Source organism: Aquimarina sp. Aq78, from assembly GCF_900299525.1.
Taxonomy (GTDB): Bacteria; Bacteroidota; Bacteroidia; order Flavobacteriales; family Flavobacteriaceae; genus Aquimarina.
On sequence record NZ_OMKA01000001.1, the window covers coordinates 608,328 to 631,176 of the forward strand.

19 protein-coding genes and 1 other RNA gene are annotated in these 22,849 nt (G+C 32.3%); 5 read left to right on the plus strand and 15 right to left on the minus strand.

What is annotated here, in order from left to right:
• Positions 1-53: 53 nt before the first annotated feature.
• An RNA gene (gene rnpB, locus DG435_RS02595) (RNase P RNA component class A) lies at positions 54-362 on the minus strand.
• A 127-nt stretch (positions 363-489) separates the two neighbouring features.
• Here rnpB and DG435_RS02600 point away from each other — a divergent pair.
• Entirely contained in the window at positions 490-2,304 is a 1,815-nt protein-coding gene (locus DG435_RS02600; RefSeq protein ID WP_106791285.1) for a DNA polymerase III subunit gamma/tau, read from the plus strand.
• A 32-nt stretch (positions 2,305-2,336) separates the two neighbouring features.
• Here DG435_RS02600 and DG435_RS02605 read toward each other — a convergent pair whose 3' ends face one another.
• Positions 2,337-2,765, minus strand: coding sequence for a hypothetical protein (locus DG435_RS02605; RefSeq protein ID WP_106791284.1), 429 nt, complete (start codon positions 2,763-2,765; stop codon positions 2,337-2,339).
• Positions 2,766-2,913: 148 nt separating this feature from the next.
• Between DG435_RS02605 and DG435_RS02610 the strand changes: the two genes are divergently transcribed.
• The gene (locus tag DG435_RS02610; protein WP_106791283.1) at positions 2,914-3,495 is read left to right on the plus strand and encodes a tRNA-(ms[2]io[6]A)-hydroxylase; all 582 of its coding nucleotides are present in this window, start codon (positions 2,914-2,916) and stop codon (positions 3,493-3,495) included.
• Between the two features lie 253 nt (positions 3,496-3,748).
• On the opposite strand, the gene DG435_RS02615 is transcribed toward DG435_RS02610, so the two are convergent.
• Entirely contained in the window at positions 3,749-5,833 is a 2,085-nt protein-coding gene (locus tag DG435_RS02615) for a M12 family metallo-peptidase (RefSeq protein WP_106791282.1), read from the minus strand.
• A 740-nt stretch (positions 5,834-6,573) separates the two neighbouring features.
• Here DG435_RS02615 and DG435_RS02620 point away from each other — a divergent pair.
• Positions 6,574-6,723, plus strand: coding sequence for a hypothetical protein (locus tag DG435_RS02620; protein WP_369871595.1), 150 nt, complete (start codon positions 6,574-6,576; stop codon positions 6,721-6,723).
• Positions 6,724-6,869: 146 nt separating this feature from the next.
• Here DG435_RS02620 and DG435_RS02625 read toward each other — a convergent pair whose 3' ends face one another.
• From DG435_RS02625 to DG435_RS25815, 3 genes are all read right to left on the minus strand, one after another.
• Positions 6,870-7,601 carry a DUF6733 family protein gene (locus DG435_RS02625; RefSeq protein ID WP_106791281.1) on the minus strand — a complete coding sequence of 244 codons (732 nt, stop codon included), beginning with the start codon at positions 7,599-7,601 and terminating at the stop codon, positions 6,870-6,872.
• A 30-nt stretch (positions 7,602-7,631) separates the two neighbouring features.
• Entirely contained in the window at positions 7,632-8,423 is a 792-nt protein-coding gene (locus tag DG435_RS02630) for an enoyl-CoA hydratase (protein ID WP_106791280.1), read from the minus strand.
• 130 nt (positions 8,424-8,553) lie between these two features.
• Positions 8,554-11,574, minus strand: a complete 3,021-nt coding sequence (locus DG435_RS25815; protein WP_199852636.1) for an amino acid adenylation domain-containing protein — start codon at positions 11,572-11,574, stop codon at positions 8,554-8,556.
• 363 nt (positions 11,575-11,937) lie between these two features.
• Between DG435_RS25815 and DG435_RS02645 the strand changes: the two genes are divergently transcribed.
• A complete protein-coding gene (locus DG435_RS02645; RefSeq protein WP_106791279.1) occupies positions 11,938-12,591 on the plus strand; it encodes a Crp/Fnr family transcriptional regulator in 654 nt (217 codons plus the stop codon).
• A gap of 20 nt (positions 12,592-12,611) precedes the next feature.
• Here DG435_RS02645 and DG435_RS02650 read toward each other — a convergent pair whose 3' ends face one another.
• The 4 genes from DG435_RS02650 to DG435_RS02665 form a co-directional block, all read right to left on the minus strand.
• Positions 12,612-13,172 (minus strand): porin family protein, encoded by a 561-nt coding sequence (locus DG435_RS02650; protein ID WP_106791278.1) that lies wholly within the window; start codon positions 13,170-13,172, stop codon positions 12,612-12,614.
• A 120-nt stretch (positions 13,173-13,292) separates the two neighbouring features.
• Positions 13,293-14,192, minus strand: a complete 900-nt coding sequence (locus tag DG435_RS02655) for a Ppx/GppA phosphatase family protein (RefSeq protein ID WP_106791277.1) — start codon at positions 14,190-14,192, stop codon at positions 13,293-13,295.
• A 5-nt stretch (positions 14,193-14,197) separates the two neighbouring features.
• Positions 14,198-16,303, minus strand: coding sequence for a polyphosphate kinase 1 (ppk1, locus tag DG435_RS02660; RefSeq protein ID WP_106791276.1), 2,106 nt, complete (start codon positions 16,301-16,303; stop codon positions 14,198-14,200).
• Positions 16,303-16,788, minus strand: a complete 486-nt coding sequence (locus DG435_RS02665; RefSeq protein ID WP_106791275.1) for a histidine phosphatase family protein — start codon at positions 16,786-16,788, stop codon at positions 16,303-16,305. Before DG435_RS02665 ends, ppk1 begins: the two co-directional genes overlap by 1 nt.
• A gap of 387 nt (positions 16,789-17,175) precedes the next feature.
• Between DG435_RS02665 and DG435_RS02670 the strand changes: the two genes are divergently transcribed.
• Positions 17,176-19,377, plus strand: coding sequence for an OmpA family protein (locus DG435_RS02670; protein WP_106791274.1), 2,202 nt, complete (start codon positions 17,176-17,178; stop codon positions 19,375-19,377).
• A gap of 7 nt (positions 19,378-19,384) precedes the next feature.
• Here the strand turns inward: DG435_RS02670 and pdxH are convergent, their stop codons facing one another.
• From pdxH to DG435_RS02695, 5 genes are all read right to left on the minus strand, one after another.
• Positions 19,385-20,029, minus strand: a complete 645-nt coding sequence (pdxH, locus tag DG435_RS02675) for a pyridoxamine 5'-phosphate oxidase (protein ID WP_106791273.1) — start codon at positions 20,027-20,029, stop codon at positions 19,385-19,387.
• 74 nt (positions 20,030-20,103) lie between these two features.
• Positions 20,104-21,009, minus strand: a complete 906-nt coding sequence (locus DG435_RS02680; RefSeq protein ID WP_106791272.1) for a ribonuclease Z — start codon at positions 21,007-21,009, stop codon at positions 20,104-20,106.
• A 62-nt stretch (positions 21,010-21,071) separates the two neighbouring features.
• Positions 21,072-21,530, minus strand: coding sequence for a thioredoxin family protein (locus tag DG435_RS02685; RefSeq protein ID WP_234387042.1), 459 nt, complete (start codon positions 21,528-21,530; stop codon positions 21,072-21,074).
• A gap of 50 nt (positions 21,531-21,580) precedes the next feature.
• Positions 21,581-21,913, minus strand: coding sequence for a ribonuclease Z (locus tag DG435_RS02690; RefSeq protein WP_106795204.1), 333 nt, complete (start codon positions 21,911-21,913; stop codon positions 21,581-21,583).
• A gap of 3 nt (positions 21,914-21,916) precedes the next feature.
• On the minus strand, positions 21,917-22,846 hold the full coding sequence (locus tag DG435_RS02695; RefSeq protein WP_101448871.1) for an aspartate carbamoyltransferase catalytic subunit: 930 nt from the start codon (positions 22,844-22,846) through the stop codon (positions 21,917-21,919).
• Positions 22,847-22,849 lie beyond the last annotated feature (3 nt).

Sequence of the window (22,849 nt, forward strand, 5' to 3'; positions counted from 1 at the left end):
TTGTGGTACAAGGTACAAGAAAATTGATATTGGGTATTGTTAAAAGAGTTGTAAAAAAAAGCAGATCATAAGCCGGATTCTGTTTCCCGATACATCAGGATCCTTATCATTTATCTAGACTGATAATTACTTACCAGTTCAAACCGCCTACCCTCCAACATTGGGCGCACAACCCTCAAAAGCTGGTTTACATGGCGTTGCACCGTATAGAGTTTACCTGGTTTCACTACAGCATTACCTGTACATACTTTCTGCTGCACTTGTCCTCGCCTTACGACGGACGGGCGTTACCCGCTATACTGTGCTATGGTGTCCGGACTTTCCTCTCCCGAATAATCAGGAGCGATAAGGTGATCTGCTTTGTGCAAAAGTATTATAATTCTGAACTTAGAATTCAGAATTCAGAATTATTTTTTGGGTGTTAATAACTAAAGATAAAAACCGATAGCTATAATTTATTTTTTGTAAGCAATTTTTAACTTTGTAACGATGGAGCATTTTATAGTATCAGCACGTAAATACAGACCCCAGACATTTAAAGATGTTGTAGGGCAACAAGCAATTACAAATACACTGCTTAATGCTATAGAAAACAATCATCTTGCACAAGCATTATTATTTACCGGACCAAGAGGAGTAGGAAAAACTTCATGTGCCAGGATTCTGGCAAAAACAATTAATCAGGATGGAAATGAGCATCCAGATGAAGATTTTGCCTTTAATATTTTTGAACTCGATGCTGCTTCAAACAACTCTGTAGATGATATTAGAAGCCTTATCGATCAGGTACGGATTCCACCACAAGTAGGAAAATATAAAGTATATATTATTGATGAGGTACATATGCTTTCTCAAGCAGCTTTTAATGCCTTTTTAAAGACATTGGAGGAGCCTCCTAAACATGCTATTTTTATTCTGGCAACAACAGAAAAGCATAAAATTATACCAACAATCTTATCACGTTGTCAAATATTTGATTTTAAACGCATTACAGTAACCGATGCTAAAAATCATTTAATGCAGGTAGCTGTACAGGAAGGGATTACTGCAGATGAAGATGCTTTGCAGATTATCGCTCAAAAGGCAGATGGCGCAATGCGAGATGCTTTATCAATCTTTGATAGAGTTGTTAGTTTCAGTGGAAAAAATTTAACCAGACAGGCGGTAACCGAAAACCTAAATGTGTTAGATTATGAAACTTATTTTAAAACTACCGATTTAATACTTGAGAATAATATTCCACAACTCCTTATAGAATATAATGAAATTCTTGCCCAAGGTTTTGATGGACATCATTTTATATCCGGCCTTGCGTCGCACTTTAGAGATTTATTGGTCTGTAAAAATCAAGCTACTATCAATCTTCTAGAAGTAGGTCAACAAACAAAAGCTAAATATTTAGAGCAATCACAAAAAGCTCCGCATGGTTTTCTTATTAAAGGCATTGAGCTTGCAAATGATTGTGATCTAAAATACAAAACCAGTCGCAATCAAAGACTGCTGGTTGAGTTATGCCTAATGCAGCTTGCCTCTATCCTTGTGGATGGAGAAAAAAAAAATGACAAACCCTACATAATTCCTCCTTCTTATTTTAAGGAAAAAGGAATTAAGCCAGTTAAAATTTCATCTGAAATAAAAGAAAAGGCTTTAGAAAAAACTGAAACCGAAAAACAAAATAGTACACCTCCTCAAGCAGAAGAAAAACCAGAACCTTCAACTACTCCAGTTTCTGAGGTTTCACTAGACAAAGATACAGAACCTCATATTCAAGAAGATAATTCTGAGGATACAATTACCGCTGAAGCTCCTGTAATAGAGAAAAAACCAGTTTTAATAAATAAGAAACGCAAAACTTCTGGATTATCGCTAAGTAGTATTAAGAGGAAGAAAGAACATGAAGAAAGTAAAGAAGAACAGGTAATTGACCCTGAAAATTTACCAAAAGAAGAATTTACAGAATCACAAATGCAGGAAGGATGGATAGAATATGGTAAAATGCAAGATAAAAAAGGAGAACGTATTATCGGATCTATGTTTGCTATGAATATTCCCACCCTTGATAAAGGTTATATTTCATTAGAATTACCTAACCAATCGATGAAGATTGATATGGAAGCTGCTCAATCTGGATTATTGCAGTTTTTATTCAAAAAATTAAAAAATTACAGTATTGAAATGAAGATTACTGTAAACGAAGAAGCTTCTAAAAAATATGCCTTCACCCCCCAGGATAAGTATGAAAAATTAAAAGAAAAAAACCCTCTTATTGATAAGTTACGTTCCTCTTTTGATTTAGATATCTAGTTTTATCTTGTCTTTAAAATTATTTGACTTTTTTAATATTCATAAAGTATTTGATCATCTGAGTTCTTTATATTGAGCAGCACCTTATTACCATTTACTTTTAACCCAAGAATATTAAACGATATTTCTTTAGTAATAAATGCATTACATAATTCTTCATTTTTTAGAGACAACCTCAAATTTCTTTGTGGCGGGTTGGTTTCCAAAATTTCTTCAGAATCAATAAGTTTTAACTCCCAACTATCCCCACTGCATCCACTAGAACCAAAATTGATTTTCAAACAATTTTCATTTATTTTCATGCTGTTTATCGTCAAATCATGATTTGGTTCATCAATATATTGTTTTGAACTAATTACGGTTAATTGATCGCAACTACTTGGATTATTATTGTCATCATCACTACTACAAGCTAAGAATCCCAATACTACAATTAGAGCAACCAGACTACTTTTATTCATAATATGTATTTTTTAATAAGATGAATAAAAATCTTTAAGGTTGCTTCAAACAAATAAAAATGAAAAAATTAATATTTTCTTTCGAATCTTAGTTCAATCAATGAGTTACTTCATAAATTTGTAATTATTATAAAAAACTACCAGAACCATGTTAGGCTTAAAACTTCCCACAGACCCAAGATGGGTAAATATTGTAGAAAAAAATATTGAAGAGATTCTTACAGATCATGCATACTGCGAACAAAAAGCTACTTCTACAGCAATATCGCTTATTGTGAGTTTTCCAGAATACACAGAATTAGTGCAAGAGATGATAAAACTGGTAAAAGAAGAAATGAGTCATTTTAAAATGGTTCATGATAAAATTCTTGAACGGGGCTGGATTCTCGGTAGAGATCGAAAGGATGACTATGTGATTCAATTGATTACTTTTTTCCCAAAAGGAGGAAGTAGAACAACCCAACTTGTACATCGTTTATTGTATGCAGCTTTGATCGAAGCCAGAAGTTGTGAGCGTTTTAAATTACTATCCGAAGAACTAGAAGATCAAGAACTAGCTGAATTTTATAGAAGCCTAATGGTAAGTGAAGCTAATCATTATACTATGTTTTTAAATTTTGCACGCCAATATGGAAATCGTGAAGAAGTTGACAAAAAATGGCAAGAATTACTAATTTTTGAAGCAGAAATAATGAAATCTCTGGGAAATAAAGAGACAATTCACGGATAAATAAGATTAGTTAATTTAGTTACATCTAAATGATTGATAATCGTATTGACTATACAAACGGGATAATTCTTGAGAAGTAAATCATCATAACTTGGAAGCAAAAAACTAGATTGGCATTGACGTTAAGTCTTGAAAACAACTTTATGGCTTATATAGCCTAAGGATAAAAACCATACTCAAATAATAAAAAAGAGACTGCCTTTTTAAACAGTCTCTTTATAAATGAGGTCGAACTTTATTATTATTTAAAAATTTATTTTACAAAAAACTTTTGAGTAAGAGTTGTACCACTATTGGTAACTTTTACAAAATAGATACCAGTAGATAACTTACTAATATCTACTGTTTTTCTTACTACATTTCCTCCCGGAGGTGTTTTAAGATCTATGATCTCTAATGTTCTTCCATTCATATCTTTGATACTGATTTGAGAAGAAGATTTTGCATTACTAATTTCCAGGTTTAAAAGATCTTTTGCTGGATTAGGGAATGCTTTAAATTGTAATCCTCCTGTTGGCCCATCCCCACCAAAAGCAGAGAATGCTCCTCCACAAGGTCCTAGGTTAGTCCATCCGTTAGAAGTTAGTTCATATAAAGAACCATTATAAGTTACTCTATCTCCTACATTATAAATCGTACCTTGAGAATATGGTGCTACTCCAGAACAAGGATCAGTTGTTGTAGTACATGGTCCTAAATTGGTCCATCCGTTAAAAGTTAGTTCGTATAAAGAACCATTATAGGTTACCCTATCTCCTACATTATAAACTGTACCTGAAGAATATGGTGCTACACCATCACAGTTACCGCCACCACTACTACAATTTCCTGAAGAGTTATAGGTTGTTTGGCCACAAGCAATAGTAAAATTATCTACAGTATCTCCCGAAGCTTTTTTGGCTTGCCATGCGCTTCCTATAGTAGTATTTGCATTATATGAGCCTCCTGCATTGGCAGATCCCTGTAAAGAATTGTTCTGGAAATACTCTAAAGTACAATCTGTATTATTGCTAAATGTTACAGATATAGCATCTCCTGTATTACACCCTCCACCGTCACAAGTCTGTATACAATTTGATCTCGAAATGTGATTACGGATCACATTAGCAGGTTGAGAGCCGAACCCTAGGCTAAAATCCACCCCAACACTAGTTTGCGGACAATAGCTCATAATGGTTCCTCCTCCTGCAGGATTCCCTGGTAATCTACAGTTTCCTTCTACACGGCCAGCACAACCATCTATAGCTGTATTATTACCGTTCCACACACATGCATGTGTATGACGTGATCCTACATTATGTCCTGTTTCATGAGAAATTAAGAATACATCGAAAGAATAAGTAGGTACATTACTAAAACTACCTTTAATACCAGAAACTGCATAATTCTTAGAACCACACAAACCTCCAATAGAAGCAGCTAATCCTCCATTAAATGAATAATTAACCAGATGTGCTAAATCTGCTCCATTAAGACCATTATTTCTCCTATATCTACCATAGCTATCAAGATTAGAATTCTGAAATGGTTCATTAGAACTCCAAGCTTTGGTACCAGATAATTTAAGAGTTATCTGATCATTGGCATACAGGGCAGCAACCTGATTAAATAAAGTTTCCATATAATTAGTAGCCTGTTGTTCTCCTCCTTTATCCCTAACAATATCTGCGGCTATATCGAAGAACATTTTTACACACTTTGCTGCTGATTTACTCTGTGGATTATAAGACAATTCTTCGAGAGTGTATCCTTTTTCCATGTTGTCTTCTACATGGCAAGAAAAATCATTTATATGACTAAGTTCCTTGTCCTTATAGATAATATGGTTCTTGCTATTACTTAAAGCACCCAATACTATACTTCCTTGACCATTCGGACTAATAAAACCAGATACATTATCTTTATAAAAACTGATAGCTACCAGAGAATTAGACTGTCCGCTTACCACACCTCTATAATGTGCTATACCAGAAGAAGGCAATACTTTATCCAAAGTACCTTTAGCCAAAAAATCATCTGTTTTAATATTCACTTTTACAAGATCAACCGACATTGCTGATTTCTGCCCAGGAATACTCAAATTCATAGTATTTGGGTAACTCCCTTGCAAAGATTTCATCTTATTTTGATCTAATGAGAATAACACATAATCATGAAGTCCTTTAGGAAGTTTTAGGTTATTTTTTTGTTTATTTATTATTTTGAAAAGTTGAATTTTTTCAAAAGCCGAACCAGAATTTTTTTGTTGAGATACTAGATCTCTAGCCTTTTGTGGTTGAGTTTGCGCAAAGCTCATTACTGTAAAAAGAGCAATTGCGATTGTTAATATACGTTTCATTTTTTTGATTTTAAGATTTGAATATTTAATTAATAATGGCTGACCCCCAAACCATTAACTCTAAAAATTTCATATTAATTAGTTCTAAATAAAACTATAAAGTTGACATACCACATTAATGTGTTAAATTCTAAAATAACACACTAATTATGTAACATAAGTAGAGTTTATCTAAATAGAAAATGATGCTACACATTAAAACTTTAAGAGTTTTAATAGTAATTTGTATTAGTTAAAAAATTTAGTTTAAATGCAAAAGAAGTGATCGTAGAATTATTGAAGAATAATTTACGAGACCATTTATATCTCACTGTTAGAAAAATCATACCCAATAATAGTAATTGAATGAATGAGCTCACAGATTGAGGTAACTTTGCACCGATTATTGGGAAATAACTAAATCGCAGTTATTCTAACAGTGAATACTGCCAAAAGCCTTGTGGATTGTAATAGTAACATTTTAGTCAAATTTGTGTTAATTAAAGTTACTGCTAAATTGATAAAAAAAATAAATATAATCAATTAACACATGTCCCAAAACATGTAATAAGACATCTTAATTCATGTTTTAAGTCAACGCAAATAACTTAAAATCATAGCACTAACCTTTTTTACATCATTCAAACCAAAGACTTCGTAAAACCTGTTTTGGAGCTCTCTTTGGTTTGATTCTTTCTACTAATTTGCTACTTCGCTTACCTTTACTATATCCAAAATATTTGTCTCTAAATTTTAATATTTTGAAACATATCGCTTATTATACTATGGTTTTAAATTTTGCACGCCAATATGGAAATCGTGAAGAAGTTGACAAAAAGTGGCAGGAATTGCTAATTTTTGAAGCAGAAATAATGAAATCTTGGGGGAATAAAGAGGCAATTCACGGATAAGCAAAATGGATGAAAATAGAATAAAGCTACCTTTCGATAGCTTTATTCATTACATCACAAGTAAAGATAATATAACAATCTGAACTGTGAAAACGGACTTTTAGCCCTTACCGCATAGATTGGTATACGGATTAACACTTATCTCCTTAAAATGGTATAAAAGCAGATACTTTATAAAACTCGTCCGATGCACCTACATCTGTAACCAGGTTAGCTCCCGCAGAAAATCTAAATGCCATACCGTTATCAAGTTTTAGTTTTACAGAACCTCCCAAATAACGATATATCTGTATATTCTTATTAACATCGTCATTTTCTAGGTTCATAAAGGCTAATTCTTCAAAAAAACCACCTAACACTAAACGATCGCTTACATTAATTCCGGGTGCAGCCCAAAAAAGAAGTAGATCTTTGGTCGAGATATCTTCTCTATCTCTTAATGATTTATAATAAGCTAAATACGCTTCGATATCAAAAATGGAGTTATGAAACGCCACAAAAGTATTAGGGATTACAGCCTCTCCTATCTTAGTCCCTGCAACATCCGAAAAGAATTTACCATGGGCAAACCCAACTCCTGGATTAAGAAATAATTTTCCGTCCATTAGTTTAAATCCTAATCCAATACCTGTTTCTAATAATTGATCACTACCAGATTCTGGAGTTCCGAAGGAAGGATTTGTCCAGAACATACTATAAAAAGTAATATCAAAATTTTTATTAGTTTCAAAACCTCCTAAAAATAGGGTTGAAAACCCTGCAACACTGTTTTGAATCACTTTTACCGCTAATGTTGCTTTTTTCTTTTTCTCTTCTTGTCCTTGTATCGTTGAATACTGAAAACTTATTGCAATTAATAATATTATGAATTTTTTCATGATTTAGTTTCTTTAAAATGTGTTTAATGATTAGTGAGCTTGAATGGTCTGTTTTTTATTAGGTATAGAAAAATCAGCTTTTCTTTTTTCTACAAAAGCCTGCATACCTTCTTTTTGATGTTCTGTGGCGAATAGTGCATGAAAGGCTCTTCTTTCATAAAGTACCCCTTCGCGAAGACTTAACTCCATAGCTCTATCTATAGTTTCTCTGGCAACCATAGCTGTTGTCTTACTATAAGAAGCAATAATTGCTGCTGCTTCTACAGATTCTTCTAGTAAGGTTTCTACTGGTATTATGCGAGACACCAGACCTGATCGTTCTGCTTCTTCTGCATTCATTAAACGTCCGGTAAGAATCAAATCCATAGCTTTTGTTTTTCCTACCATTTTTGTTAAGCGTTGGGTCCCACCAATCCCTGGAATCACTCCCAGTTTTATTTCTGGTTGACCAAATTTTGCTGTATTAGATGCATAGATAATATCACACATCATAGCTAATTCACATCCCCCACCTAAGGCATACCCAGATACGGCTGCGATTTTAGGGGTTCTAATTGCTGTAAAAGCTTCCCAGGCGGCAAAATAATCTTCATGAAACATATCCATATAGGATTTATTTTCCATTTCTTTTATATCTGCTCCTGCTGCAAACGCTTTTTTAGATCCTGTGATTACAAAACAACCTACACTTGGATCTTTATCTAATTTCTGCATAACAGAAACCATTTCCAGCATCAATGCACTATTTAGTGCATTTAGTGCTTTTGGGCGATTTAAGGTTATAATCACTACCCGTTTTCTTTGTTCGATTTTTATATTCATAGTTTTAATTTTTACATAGCATCCCCTATAGACTGTCTACTGTTTTTTAAGACGTCTGTATTAAAATTGTTAGTTTCCGCTATATGTTGTTGTATAAAAAAGTTGAGTTTGTGTTAGTACGTATTTAAGTTTAAGAATCCCAAATTGCGCCATACGCAGGTATTCCCCTACTTTCCATTCCGTAAACTACTTTCCAGGTAAGTTTTTTATTAGAAATACATATTACTGCTTCTGCATCAAAATCTTTATATGCTTTGTATGCGAGTTTCACCATATCGGGTTTTCCATGGGCATCTGTATCCCATATGATAGCTTCTGGTTGTGATTCGAGAATCTCTTCTACCAATTCATCTCCATATGTTTTTCTTGGATTTCGTGTTGCCCATATTAAACGAGCGGGAGTTTCTTGAGAAAAAAGGTGAGGTAAACAGGGGCCAATACCACTACCTGTTGCTACCCAAATGACTTTTTTAAATAGCTTATCAACATTTCCTACTCCTGCAGTAGTGATTCCTTTAACCCACAAGTGTTTTGGCATATCATCAATAAGATCACCTGTCCAATCCCCAGCTCTGGAGATAGTTAATCGAAATCCATCTCTACCAGGCTCTGGTACATTTGCAAAAGAATGCCACTCCATTAAAGGATCTCTACTAATTGCTGTAGAGGAACCGGCAAAAGGAGTTTCTCCATAATTGAATCTTGCGAGAATAACATGATTTGATGGTCTTGTAATATCGACTTCTACTTTTTTTAATCTTAGCCATGGTAATACAATACTAATCGTTATTAATGTTAATGCCCAAAAATTAAAAGAATTGAATAAATTGCTTAAAAAGGGTTGTTCTGAACCATTATCACTTAATATAAGCATCGTTTGTATCCAAAATAGTACTAGTGCTGTCCATCCACCAAATCGATGAGTTTTTTCAAAACTATTATGAAATTTTGCTCTTAATTTTGGTAGAGCCATTATAATCATAAAAACTAAAATCCCTGTAAGCATAGTAGTTACCCATAACAACATAATATCCTTAGAAGTTTCGTTTTGGGGATTAAAGAAATCATAGTACAAGGATCCCATAAATACTATAAACCAAAGGGTTCCGCTTATAGTTCCTCCTATATGAATTCCTCCAAAATGATATATTTTCCCCGCCCTTCTTCTTATTGACAAAGGCCAACTGGTAGGGATACTGGTAGCTACCCAAAACAGAAAATTAATAATATATTGTTGCCTGATAAGGATTCCTATTGTGAAATTAATTAGTGTAATTTTAGCTATTATGTCTAAGCGCATTTCTTGCTGAGACCACCAATTTCCTTCTGTTACCCCATAGATCATAACTCCAATATTTGCTATTAAAAGCAATGCAAATAAGCGATAATAGTGCATTAGCTTTTCTCCTTTCCATATCCTGCTAAATGATTTTTTCTGAGGAGGTAGCTGTACCACTTCTAAATTGGGAATTTCTTCATTCCCTGTAGGTTTTTGATCTATTTTTATGTTTGTTGCTTTTTTTTCTTGTTCTTCTTTCAGAGGGATCAAATTCATTAATTTTTTTTTATCGATTTTACCACGATCTGTCATTGGAAGTTCTGGCATAGCGACCACTATTGCCGGAACACAGTAATATGGTAGTACTTCTTCTACTTGTTTTTTAACCTTTTCCTGATCAATATCCTCTGGACTTACAAAGGATATTAATGTTCTATTATCTATTTTTAAGGTTGCTGCTCTTTTACTATCTGGCATTTTTTCTATAATAGAGGATACAGAATCTAATTCTACTCTAAAGCCACATATTTTTACCTGATCATCGGTTCTTCCTAAATGTTCTAATTCACCGTCTAAAGTCCATCTCCCTAAGTCTCGTGTTCTGAACATTTTTTTACCTTGACCAAGAAATGGGTCATCCACATATCTTTCATTTGTTAATTCTGGGTTATTGATATATCCATGAGTTACACAAAGACCTCCAGCCCACATTTCTCCTGCTTCACCTATGCCACAAGGTTTTAGGTTTTCATCTAAAACATATACTGTATTATTGGGTGTAGGTTTTCCTATGGTAAGTAATTCATCTGTTGGGAAAAACCGCTTTACGGTATTGATAATTGTAATTTCGGTAGGTCCACAAGAATTATGAAAGGCACAAAATGAAGACCAGTTTTCTGCCAAAACCCTTGGACAAGGTTCTCCTGCAACTATAGCCACACGAACATTCTGACAACGTGTAACATCCAATGAACTAAGAATCGTTGGTGTAGAAATCACTACATCTACCTCACTTACCGTTTCTTGAATATTTTTTCCCCGTATAACTAAAGTAGCTCCATTTGCGAGGCTCCCCAAAATTTCCCATACAGACATATCAAAAGCAATACTTAAAATTTGTCCTACTTTTAACCCGGGTCTCATCCCCAAATTACCAGGTGATGTGAGGAGTATATTACATGTATTTCCATGGCTAACCTGTACTCCGTTGGGTTCTCCGGTTGTACCTGATGTAAAAATTATATAGCAAATATCATTTTCAGTAACAGGTATACGTGGTAATGTTATTTCCTCACTGCTATTTGCATTTGATTTCAAAAAATCGTCTATTACGATAAGTTTACTATCATCTACTACTGGTACTAAATCTTCAAATTCTGATAAAGTGAGTATTAAATTTATACTTGCCGATTTGATAACATACCTTAGCTGTTCATCTTTGGCTAATCCAATATGTTGAGGAACATAAGCTCCTCCTGCTTTTAAGATGGCTAATATCCCTACTAACATTGGTATTGATCGTTGAACGAACAATCCAACATTATCGCCTTTTTGAACTCCATTTTTTATAAGTTCTAAAGCCAGTAAATTTGCTTGATAGTTTAATTCTTTATACGTGATTATTTTATCTAAATGACTAGCAGCAATGGTATTAGGGCTTACCTTAGCATGGGCTTCAAATGCATGATGTATGCATCTATATGGAACTCTGGTTATTGGCCCCTGACCAAATCTTTGAAAAAGATATTGATCTGGTAATGATAAGTTTGCTATTGTAGATTTTATAAAAGTATCGCCTGGTACTATGGGTATATACCCAAAAGTGTCACGTACTTCTGCTTCAGAAGTAGCATGAGAAACTGTAGTTTCCATAACAAAAATACCTTTCTAGTTTAATCTACTAAATGAAATTATCTGATATAGTCTTCTGGGAATACTATTTTTATAGAGATGATGTATACCTCTACACGTTGAGTTTGTGCGCTTCATAAGTTTGTGCAAATTAAGAGTTAATATTTGTTGCATCGAAATTAGAAACGTTTAAAAATTATGGGTATAAAAATTCTAACACTAAATCATTTTTATTTTAGTTATGATTAGTATAATATTACATTTTTAACGTAAAAAAAATATGTGTAAATCACATGAAAAAACCTAACAATATGTTAATAATGTAATTTTTTAACATTTATTTTACGAAAATCATTAAGTAATTCAATTTCTAAAAATACCCCTATGTACTTTGAATTATTAAAGATTCTAGTAGAAAACAATCAATATAAGTGTAATATTTATTATCAAAATGAGATTATAAAAAGTACAGGAACATGCTCAAAGAAGATCTATCTTATTAAGAATGGTGTAATGAAAATTGGTTGTTTTACTAACCATGGAGAAGAAGAAGTTCTTATTATATTGACAAAAAATCAAGTTTTTGGTGCAAGTACGATTTTTATAGACTTTTGCTCATATTGTATTTATGAATCTCTTAGTGAAGAAACAAAAGTGTATGAATTTGATAAAAACATCATACAAAAGGCTATAAAAAAAAATCCAGATCTATATAAAGATTTTTTATCAATACTTGGAAAGGAATATCAAGAATATGAAAATAGAATAAAAACACTTCAAATTCAATCCGCAGAATTGCGGCTAATAAAAGTGCTTTTTGAATTTAAAGAGAAATTTGGATGTCCTTACAATTCGGAAAAAATTATTATACATTCTCCTCTTAATCAAAATGAGCTGTCCAACTATATTAGAGTTTCTAGAGTGACAATCAATAAAATCATTAATAAACTGAACAGTAATCTTGTGTTAGAATACAGCAATAAAAGTATTATTATAAAGAAGTCCTTCTTTGATAATTATAAGCAATATAATACATAGTGTATTTTTTACACTATATATTATAATTTGTAACCAAAAGAAAGTTGAATATTCCTATTACTTCCCTTTGCTCCTCCAGGAATATCTTCATCATCTATAACATTAGACACACCAAAACCATATCGTAAATCCGCAAAGAAATTCTCTGTAATACGTACACCAATGCCTGCAACAGCAGATAGGTTAAATGTATTAAAATTTGTTTCGACTGTTGAGTTATCTTCCCATTCCCATATCTTAAGTCCTACCTGAGGGCCGATATGAACATTAAACAATTCTGTAAAATTATATTTAAGTAATATTGGTAATTGAAGATAGTCTATTCTTAGAGATTCATCATCATTACCCAAAGAGGAGTACTGAAATTCTGGCTGTATACTCCATTTTTGGTTAATAGGAACTTCTGCTAAGAAACCTGCTACTATACCAAATCTGCTATCTTTAAGATCTTCAGGAATATCATCAGAACTAATAGAACTTAGATTAGCTCCAAGTCTTACTCCATATGTAATCTCCTGGGATTGAGACTTTAAAGCAACAAATATTAATAAAATCACAGTGAATAGTACTGTTTTTCTCATAGTACAAGATATTAGGTTACGGTTCAATTTAACACAAAATAATGGATTTTTATTGACTTTTCAGGGCTCAATGAAGATTATTACTCTTTAAAAATCGATAAAATGTACTACTTATGAATTTCAACGATTATTTAGTTTTTCATTATACAATGATTTTATAATCCCGTCAGATAGACCAATTTTTGGAACAAAGATTTCTCTAGAACCACTCCATTTCATTGCCGAAAGATATATTCGAGTTGCCGGAGTAATCACATCTGCTCTATCTTGATTTAAATTAAGTTGCCATATCCTTTCTTCATAAGTTAAAGAATTAAGCAATTTATAATAAGAACTTAGGTATAAAAAAGATAGTGGTTTCCCCATTCTTTTGCCACTATTTTTAAAAATATTATTAATGTTTCCTCCAGATCCAATTAATGAGACTTTACCATAGCCTCTAGTACTTTCTTTAATCCAATCTTCTACATCTTTCCAAACTTTATCAGAAACCAAATTGTTAAGAAGTCTTACAGTTCCTAATTTAAAAGATCGGGATATAATAGTATTTCCATTATGGTATAATGTAAACTCTGTACTACCTCCTCCTACATCTACGTATAAGTATGTTGCATCTGTATTTATCAATTCGTGTAGATCAGTCATGGCAATTATAGCAGCTTCATCTTTACCATCTATAATATCTATTTGAATACCTGTTTTCTCTTTTATAAGGCGTGCTACTTCTTCTCCATTCTCAGCTTCACGCATAGCAGATGTTGCACAGGCTTTATACCTAATCACTTTATGCGTTTTCATCAATAATTGATATGCTTGCATGGCATCTATCATTCTAGTAATATTTTCCTGAGAAACCCGCCCTGACTTAAAAACATCTTCTCCTAATCGGATTGGTACCCTAACAAGGCTTGTTTTTTTAAATCTAGTAGTTTTTCCTTTCTCTTCGTGAATACTACTTATTAATAATCGTACCGCATTGGAACCAATATCAATGGCTCCATATTTTTCTATAGTTAACAAAATATCTAATTTCCTAGTTTTTTTAAATAATAGTCGTATGTTGCTTTTTGTGATCTTACTTTCTCATTATCGTTTTTAATGTACACATTATCTTGCTCTTTAGAAAGTCTTCTGGCTTTAACATTATCTTTCCAGCAAATATCAAAAGTATCCATTAATTCTAATTTGATATCTTCATCATAGATAGGGCAAGAAACCTCTACTCTTCTATCTAAATTACGCGTCATCCAATCTGCTGACGATATGTACACTTTGGGATCTCCCCCATTTTGAAATATGTATAATCGAGTGTGTTCTAAAAATTTATCTATTACACTTATTGCTCTTATATTTTCACTCATTCCTGGGATACCAGGGATTAAACAACAAATACCTCTAATAATTAGATCTATTTTCACTCCTGCTCTACTGGCTTCATATAGCCTATCTATCATATCATAATCACTCAAGCTATTCAATTTCAGTTTAATTCCTGCTGGCTTACCTTCTTTTACATTTCTAATCTCTTTTTCTATTAATTTCACCAGAGATGATCTTGTGTAATGTGGAGAAACTAACAAGTGCTTGTAGCGGTTTATTTTATAATTTATTTCAAAGAATTTAAAAACTCTATTTGTTTCTTTTAAAATAGATTCATTGGTGGTAAATAAAGTATAATCGGTATATATTTTTGCTGTAGATTCATTAAAATTACCTGTACTTATAAAGCCATACCTTTTAAGTTTTCCTTTTTCCTCACGCTCAATTATACATGCTTTACAGTGTACTTTAAGTCCGGTAACCCCAAAAATCAGATGGATGCCTTCTCTTTGCATTTGCTCGGCATAACGAATATTTGCGGCTTCATCAAAACGAGCTTGTAACTCTATTTGTACAGTAACATTTTTACCATTTTTGGCTGCGTTTATAAGAGAACTGGCAATGTGAGATATATTTGCCAATCTATATATCGTAATTTTAATACTTTTTACTTTTGGATCAATTGCAGATTCTCGTAAAAATTTTACCGTATATGAAAAAGTATGGTAAGGTGTGTATTGCAGAAAATCTTTTTTAGCAATCTTATTTAATAAGCTTCCTTGTAAAACAAGGCCTGGTATTGCTAAGGGTTTAATTGGTTGATATACCAAATCGGTAGCACCCAGGTCTGGAAAATTCATATAATCTCTTCGATTATGGTACCTTCCGCCAGGAATAATACTATCAGTATTATCAACTCCCATTTTTTCCATTAAAAAATCAAGGGTATCTCTTTCTATCGTTTTGTCATAGACAAATCGAACTGGTTCTCCGTCACGACGAGACCTCACACTACTTGATATTTTTTGAATAAAACTTTTACTTAGATCATTATCAAAATCCAACTGTGCATCACGTGTAATTTTAATCATATGGGCCGATGCCTGTACATAATCAAAAATACTAAAATTAATATGCATGCAATATCGGATCAAATCATCTAGAATTATAATAAATTGTTTTCCGTCTTTTTCGGGAAGTACAACAAATCGATCTGTATTTTTTGGTATCTCGATCAGTGCATATATTTTTTCTTTGGTAGTTTGTTGTAATATTTTGGAGATTCGTCCTTCTTTAGGAATTTTATCCTTTAGAACAAGTTTTACTGCTAAATAAGCTACACTATCTTTTAAATGTGGAAATTTTTCTAGGTCATTCAGTATATAAGTAACTAAAGCAGGGCTAACTTTACTTACAAAATAATTACGAATAAAAGCATCTTGATCTGGTGTAACCTGATTTTCATCGATAATAAAGATATTATGATTTTCAAGTTCATATTTAATGTTATCAATAGTTTTAAGGCTTTCTGCCTGTTGCTTGATAACTATATTTGTAATCTTTTCTAATAGTTCGTTTGCTGTGGTGCCTTTAAGTACATTCTTTCCATCTTTTCCTGCTTGGTCAATTCGTTTAATGGTAGCATATCTTACTTTAAAAAACTCATCCAGATTATTAGAAAATATCCCTATAAAACGTAACCTTTCTAACAATGGAACTGTATCATCTGCTGCTTCTTGTAATACTCTTGCATTAAATTGAAGCCAACTTAATTCCCTATTAACATATTGATTTTTAATGTTTTCTGTCATTATCTCAAAGATTTAGGAAAAATCATTAATAAGTTTTTTCCTACAGAAATATTTTTCCATTCATCTACTTCAAATTCTATAGCAACTACTCCTGCTGTCGGTAAGTTATCTATATGTTGATCTCCATAAAGATTAGCGATTGAAGTAAAAGCATGGTTATGTCCAAATATCATTAAAGTATTAATATCGTCCTGGCAATTTTTTATCACATCAATAACTTGACTTCCTTCAAAATCATAAAGATTTGGTTCTAAAGAAAATATGCTTTCAGAAACATCTAAATGACTTACGATGATTTCTGCAGTACTATACGCTCTTTTGGCTGGGCTACATAAAATTTTATCAATCGGCCCTACCAGTGTTTTCAGATGTTCACCCACCAATCCTGCATCTCTTATACCTCTACTATTAAGAGGTCTTTTATCGTCTGACACATCAAACTCCCAAGAAGATTTTGCGTGTCTTATTATATATAAAGTTTTCATGAATCTGATACTATTTTAGCAAAAATGAAGTTATTTAATACAAGTTTAAGGATTCGTTTTTACAAATCTTAATATAAGAATATAAAAAATCAATTTTTATATAATTATAGGCAAGATCAATTTTCTTATTTATGTCACTTATACGTATCAAATAATTAATGTAAAAATAATAAGCAAAACGGCTAAAATAATGAAAATGAACATAATAAACACTTGATTTTAATCGATAAAAATGGTATTTACATCGAAAACATGTTTTTTTTCGTATAAAATTAAATGTTAAAATATAAATTTACATACGGTTTTCCCTTAAATCAGAGTGTTTCCCCCAAACATTATGAGCACAAATTTATCATAATATCAGTAGGGTAATAAAAAACAAGAAAGGTGGAAAAAGTGATTACTATAAAAAGAGATCTTAAATGGTTTCAGAATATGTACCTGCTTATATTCATATGTTGTATTGGTTCTACAATTACATATGGACAGGTAGAGGTACCCCTTAAGAAGCGTACAGAATTAACTCTTAAAGGGGATTTCAAGTTTGTATCCAATACTGTTCTGGGAAAAGTTAGTAATGATGACGGCTCTGGTGTATTTGACCCTAATAAAAGCTATAACGATGGTGGATTAAACAATCTATTTAAGATGGGCTTTATCGATATTGATAATGATCCAACTACTTTTAATTCCAGTAGCGCAGATTTAGATATTGATTCTAACTGTAATGCTATTAAACATGTTGGCTTATATTGGACAGCTGCTTATGCAGATGAAAATAGACAACATGATATTACTTCTATAAAAATAAAATACCCCGGGCAAAAGTTGTATTCGACTATTAATGGTGGTCAAATAATCCATGATTATTATAATGACAGCGAATCTTTATTCAAACAATACTCTTGCTATAAAGATATTACAACGGATATTTTAAAGTTAGAAAATCCCTTGGGGACATATACTGTTGCAAATATCCCCGCTACTACTACTGCAGTAAATGATGATGAGATTTTAGGTAATGGCCTTGCCGGTGGGTGGACAATGGTTGTTATTTATGAAGATGACACCAAACCTAGAAAAAGATTTTATGTATATGATGGTTTTGTAAATATTGATTCTAAAGCAAAACCTGTAGCCTTTTCTTTTAACAATTTCCAAACTATTCCTAATGGTGCAGTTCACGGAAAAATTGGCGTAATTGCTTATGAAGGAGATAAAGGAATTATTGGAGATCGTTTTCAGGCAATGTCTAATGAGACTAATAAATATAAAAGTCTTGCAGATGGGATTAACCCTATGAATAACTTCTTCAATGCCAATATTACCGAAAATGGTAAAAATGTAAAATCCAGAGTACCTGCAAGTCAAAACACACTAGGATATGATGCTGATTTATTTGATATAAAAAACGTAAGAAATAGAATCATAGGTAATAATCAAACGGAAGCCAAATTTAGATTATCAACTAATAATGATGGATATTCTGTTATGGCAGTTGCGTTTAGTGTAGAAATATATGAACCTGCAATCCACATTGTAAAAAGATCAAAATATACAGCTAACGATCAATATATTCATCCAAATGATGTTTTAGCTCCAAAACAAGAAATAACGTATCATCTTACGGTATATAATGATGGTAATGATGATGCGAAGAATACTATAATTAAAGATGTTCTGCCAAAAAACGTAATATTTTCTGAAAAGACTATGATTTTACCTACCAAAAGAATAAAGGTAAAATACGATAAAGCTTCTCGAACATTAAATTTCATTGTACCAAATAAAATGGTAAAAACAGATAGTGAGCCATTTAAAATTAGCTATAATGTGATTGTAGATACCGAATGTGAATCAATTAATACAATTGATGATATTCTTGTAGTGGATCAACCGGTTATGGCCGAGTTTAATGGAACGCTAAACGAAACTATAAAATACTCTAAAGGGTACAACCATATTAACTCTTGCGAATTACCAGATTATTATCAATTTAAATTAGCTATAGACATTAGTGAATTAAATTGTCCTAATGCGAGTCGTCTTGTTTCTATTCCTAAAAAGAAAATGAATAGCCAATTTACTGCGGTAATACCAGGAGAGATGGACGAAGTAACCAAATCTAATAATACAAAAAGCGGAGGTCTTGCCTCGGGAGATATCGTACAATCTAGTGGTACACCAGAATCACCTTTACAATCAGAAATGAAATTGACTAAAACAATCAATGATCTGATAAATCTAAATGAAATTTATTTTGATTTTGATAAATGGGATATCACCGAAAAGGCAGAAATTGAGCTTGATAAAGTGGTAGAAATTATGAATAATGATTATCCTAATATGGTAATCAAAATAGAAACACATTCTGACAGTCGTGGTGGAGAAAATTACAATCTAACTCTTTCACAAAAAAGAGCAGAATCCATTTATAATTACTTGTTAAGTAAAAATATTTCTAAAAACAGAATCCTCTCCTATGTTGGATTTGGGGAAACCAGACCTGTTAATAATTGTAAAGATGGAGAAGACTGTTCTGAAGATCAATACCAAAAGAATAGACGTTCTAGTTTTGTAATTATGTAATCTTTTTTTATGGAGATAACCTTTCTATCTTCCAATTCTTTTTTTGATTAGAAAAACGAATGCGGTCATGTAACCTATTAGCTCTACCTTGCCAAAACTCAAACTCGATTGGCATTATACAATACCCTCCCCAAGATTTAGGCTTAGGTATTTCTTTATCTTTATATTCTTTTTCTAAAGATTGTAATCGGTTTTCTAATGTTTCTCTTGATTTGATTACTTCGCTTTGATCCGATGCCAAAGCCCCTAATTGACTCCCTCTTGGGCGAGATAAAAAATAACGAGTACTCTCTTCTTCTTCTACCTTTTGTGCAATGCCTTTAACAATAACTTGTCGCTCCAAATTAGGCCAAAAAAAAGAAATACACACTTTATTATTAGTAGTTATAGCTTTTCCCTTTTCTGAAGAATAATTAGTATAAAACACAAAACCATTTTCATCAAAATGTTTTAACAATACTATTCTTGCTTTTGGAAACCCGTCTAGACCTGTAGTCGTAATTGTCATCGCATTAGTCTCATCAACTCCCCCTACCTCTTCTACTTCTGCAAACCAATCAGAAAAAAGTTTAAATGGAGAATCCGGAAGATTCTCTTCTTCTAAAAAACTTTTTTCATATGACTTTCTATATGCTGTAAGATCTCTATTCATTATCTCAAATTATTATGCAATTTACCTATTTTTAAAATACAGAAAACAATAATAAACAGATAATTTTTATCACATCAATACTCAAACACTTTACCATCATCAGCTATTTCTACATCATCAAAAACAGTCTGCGCTTCTTCTCTAAAAAGCTCAATATTTTCATACCTGGTAGAATAATGTCCCAGAATCAAGGATCCAACATTTGCTTTTTTTGCAATAGTAGCCGCTTCAATAGCCGAACTATGCCCTGTTTTTGCACACAAATGTTTATGACTTTCTAAAAAGGTAGATTCATGGTATAATACAGTAACATCCTTAATTAAAGGAATTTTCTCCTCGTTATACTTAGTATCACTACAAAATGCATAACTCTTAACAGGTTTAGGAGGGTCGGTAAGCTCTTCATTAGAAATCACAGTACCATTATCCAAAACAACATCTTTTCCTTTTTTTATCGCACGATAATACGCTTTATCAATATTGTAATCAGATACCTTATTGACCAATAACGTTCGATCTCCTGGTTTTTCCTGAAATAAAAACCCATTACAATATACCCTATGCTGTAAGGGTATTGTACGCACTATTACTTTTTCATCTTCAAAAACAATTTCTGATTCTGTATTGGTAAGTTCATGAAAGTGCAAAGGATAATCTGTCCACGAATTAGAAAGTTTTAATTGTAATGTGATAGCCTCTTTTATTCCCTTTGGGCCATGGATGTGTAATGGTATATCCCTGCTAAGCAATCTAAACGTAGATACTAGTCCAATCAATCCAAAAAAATGATCTCCATGAAGATGTGAAATAAAAATATGTTTTATTCTTGAAAACTTGATTTTATTTCGTCGTAATTCTACCTGGGTTCCTTCTCCACAATCAATCAAAAAAATATGATTGTTCATTTCTAAGACCTGAGAAGTTGGATTTGTAAATGTTCGGGGAGTTGCAGAATAGCAACCTAAAATCGTAAGTTTCAAAATTATTTTTCCTATTTATTAAACAGGCTGTGAATATAATCTAATCTTATTTATAAATCAATCTAACGACCAAAAGAATCAAACGATGTTAATAATGATATATATCCTTTTGCATCAAGATTTCTTCTATAACCTGTTACTCCTAATACGTTTCCCTCTTTATCCAGAACTAAAATAACAGGAAAAACCCATTTTCTGTTATATTTTTGGGCAAGCTCTTTATTTTTTTTTTGCTGAACCAAAGAAAGTTTATTTTTTTTACGTTTAGGAAAATCAGCTTTTACCCATACAAATTTTTGATCAGCAAATTCCATAAATTCTTCATTAGAGAAAACTTTTCTTTCTAATCTAATACAAGGAGGACACCAATCTGATCCGGTAAAAAATAATACAATATTTTGGTCTTTTTCTTTTGCTAATAATTTTGCTTCATCAAAATCATATTTCCAGTCCTGACCTATAACGTCATGACCAAAAAACATAAAAAAAAGTATACTTACAAATGGGGCGAATCTGTTCATAGCATATCAGACGAAAAGCAAAACAAATAATTACAAAAAAGTTGAATTTTCTAAAAACCCAGATCTCTCTCTATTTCTTCCATTTCAACCAAATCATATGCTTCCTGTAATGTAGGAACAATTGTAATTTCGTTTAAGACCTCATCATAGGATATCTTGTTTGTAACAATCACGAATGAATGCTTTGCAGCCTTATGCTGATTAGAAATCCTTAAAAACTCATTGATATCATCTACTGAGATTTGTTCTAGTGAAAACAAGTTAACAATTATATTCTCATTTTCAAGAGAAGTATACTTGTCTTCAAGGCCTTTAACAAATTCTATAATTGTAGTTTTTTCCTGTGTAATTATAGTTGTAGAACCTTCTTTATTAAAAATCATAAATCATCGTTTAATTTTTGAAGCTAAAAGATATATCACAGCCATTCGCACTGCAACTCCATTCTGTACCTGATCCAATATTATGGCTTGGTTAGAATCAGCAACATCACTCGTGATTTCTACTCCACGATTGATTGGTCCTGGGTGCATGATTACAATTTCCTTATTCAGACTATCCAATAACTTTTTATTTACTCCAAATTGTTGAGTATATTCTCGTGTTGATGGAAAATAACTAATCTCCATTCTTTCATTCTGCACACGCAACATATTGGCGACATCGCACCATTCTAGTGCTTTTTTTAGATCTGTTTCTACCTGAACTCCTAATTTCTCAATATATTTAGGAATTAGAGTTTTAGGGCCACAAACTTTTACTTCTGCTCCTTGTAGTTTTAAGGCAAAGATATTAGACAATGCAACTCTAGAGTGCAAAATATCCCCTACAATTACAACCTTTTTCCCTCCTACTTCTCCTAATCGTTCGCGTATAGAATACGAATCTAACAAAGCTTGTGTAGGATGTTCATGGGCTCCATCTCCTGCATTAACAATACTTGCATCGACATGTTTAGAAAGAAAAACTCCCGCCCCGGGGTTAGGGTGCCTCATGACTACCATATCTACTTTCATAGAAAGGATATTATTTACGGTATCAATAAGGGTTTCTCCTTTCTTTACAGAAGAAGATGCTGCAGAAAAATTAATTACATCTGCAGAGAGTCGTTTTTCTGCTAATTCAAAAGATAATCTTGTTCTTGTACTATTCTCAAAAAAAAGATTAGCTATCGTTATGTCTCTAAGCGAAGGAACTTTCTTAATTGGTCTATTAATAACTTCTTTAAAGTGATCAGCAGTCTCAAAGATTAAATTAATATCTTCTTTATTTAGATATTTTATTCCCAATAAGTGATGTACACTTAATTCGCTCATTCG

What these genes read in the sequence shown, in the direction of transcription:
- DG435_RS02600 (WP_106791285.1), top strand. Translation starts at nt 490, where the DNA reads ATGGAGCATTTTATAGTATCAGCACGTAAATACAGACCCCAGACATTT.
- DG435_RS02605 (WP_106791284.1), bottom strand. Translation starts at nt 2,765, where the DNA reads ATGAATAAAAGTAGTCTGGTTGCTCTAATTGTAGTATTGGGATTCTTA.
- DG435_RS02610 (WP_106791283.1), top strand. Translation starts at nt 2,914, where the DNA reads ATGTTAGGCTTAAAACTTCCCACAGACCCAAGATGGGTAAATATTGTA.
- DG435_RS02615 (WP_106791282.1), bottom strand. Translation starts at nt 5,833, where the DNA reads ATGAAACGTATATTAACAATCGCAATTGCTCTTTTTACAGTAATGAGC.
- DG435_RS02625 (WP_106791281.1), bottom strand. Translation starts at nt 7,601, where the DNA reads ATGAAAAAATTCATAATATTATTAATTGCAATAAGTTTTCAGTATTCA.
- DG435_RS02630 (WP_106791280.1), bottom strand. Translation starts at nt 8,423, where the DNA reads ATGAATATAAAAATCGAACAAAGAAAACGGGTAGTGATTATAACCTTA.
- DG435_RS25815 (WP_199852636.1), bottom strand. Translation starts at nt 11,574, where the DNA reads ATGGAAACTACAGTTTCTCATGCTACTTCTGAAGCAGAAGTACGTGAC.
- DG435_RS02645 (WP_106791279.1), top strand. Translation starts at nt 11,938, where the DNA reads ATGTACTTTGAATTATTAAAGATTCTAGTAGAAAACAATCAATATAAG.
- DG435_RS02650 (WP_106791278.1), bottom strand. Translation starts at nt 13,172, where the DNA reads ATGAGAAAAACAGTACTATTCACTGTGATTTTATTAATATTTGTTGCT.
- ppk1 (WP_106791276.1), bottom strand. Translation starts at nt 16,303, where the DNA reads ATGACAGAAAACATTAAAAATCAATATGTTAATAGGGAATTAAGTTGG.
- DG435_RS02665 (WP_106791275.1), bottom strand. Translation starts at nt 16,788, where the DNA reads ATGAAAACTTTATATATAATAAGACACGCAAAATCTTCTTGGGAGTTT.
- pdxH (WP_106791273.1), bottom strand. Translation starts at nt 20,029, where the DNA reads ATGAATAGAGATCTTACAGCATATAGAAAGTCATATGAAAAAAGTTTT.
- DG435_RS02685 (WP_234387042.1), bottom strand. Translation starts at nt 21,530, where the DNA reads ATGAACAGATTCGCCCCATTTGTAAGTATACTTTTTTTTATGTTTTTT.
- DG435_RS02690 (WP_106795204.1), bottom strand. Translation starts at nt 21,913, where the DNA reads ATGATTTTTAATAAAGAAGGTTCTACAACTATAATTACACAGGAAAAA.
- DG435_RS02695 (WP_101448871.1), bottom strand. Translation starts at nt 22,846, where the DNA reads ATGAGCGAATTAAGTGTACATCACTTATTGGGAATAAAATATCTAAAT.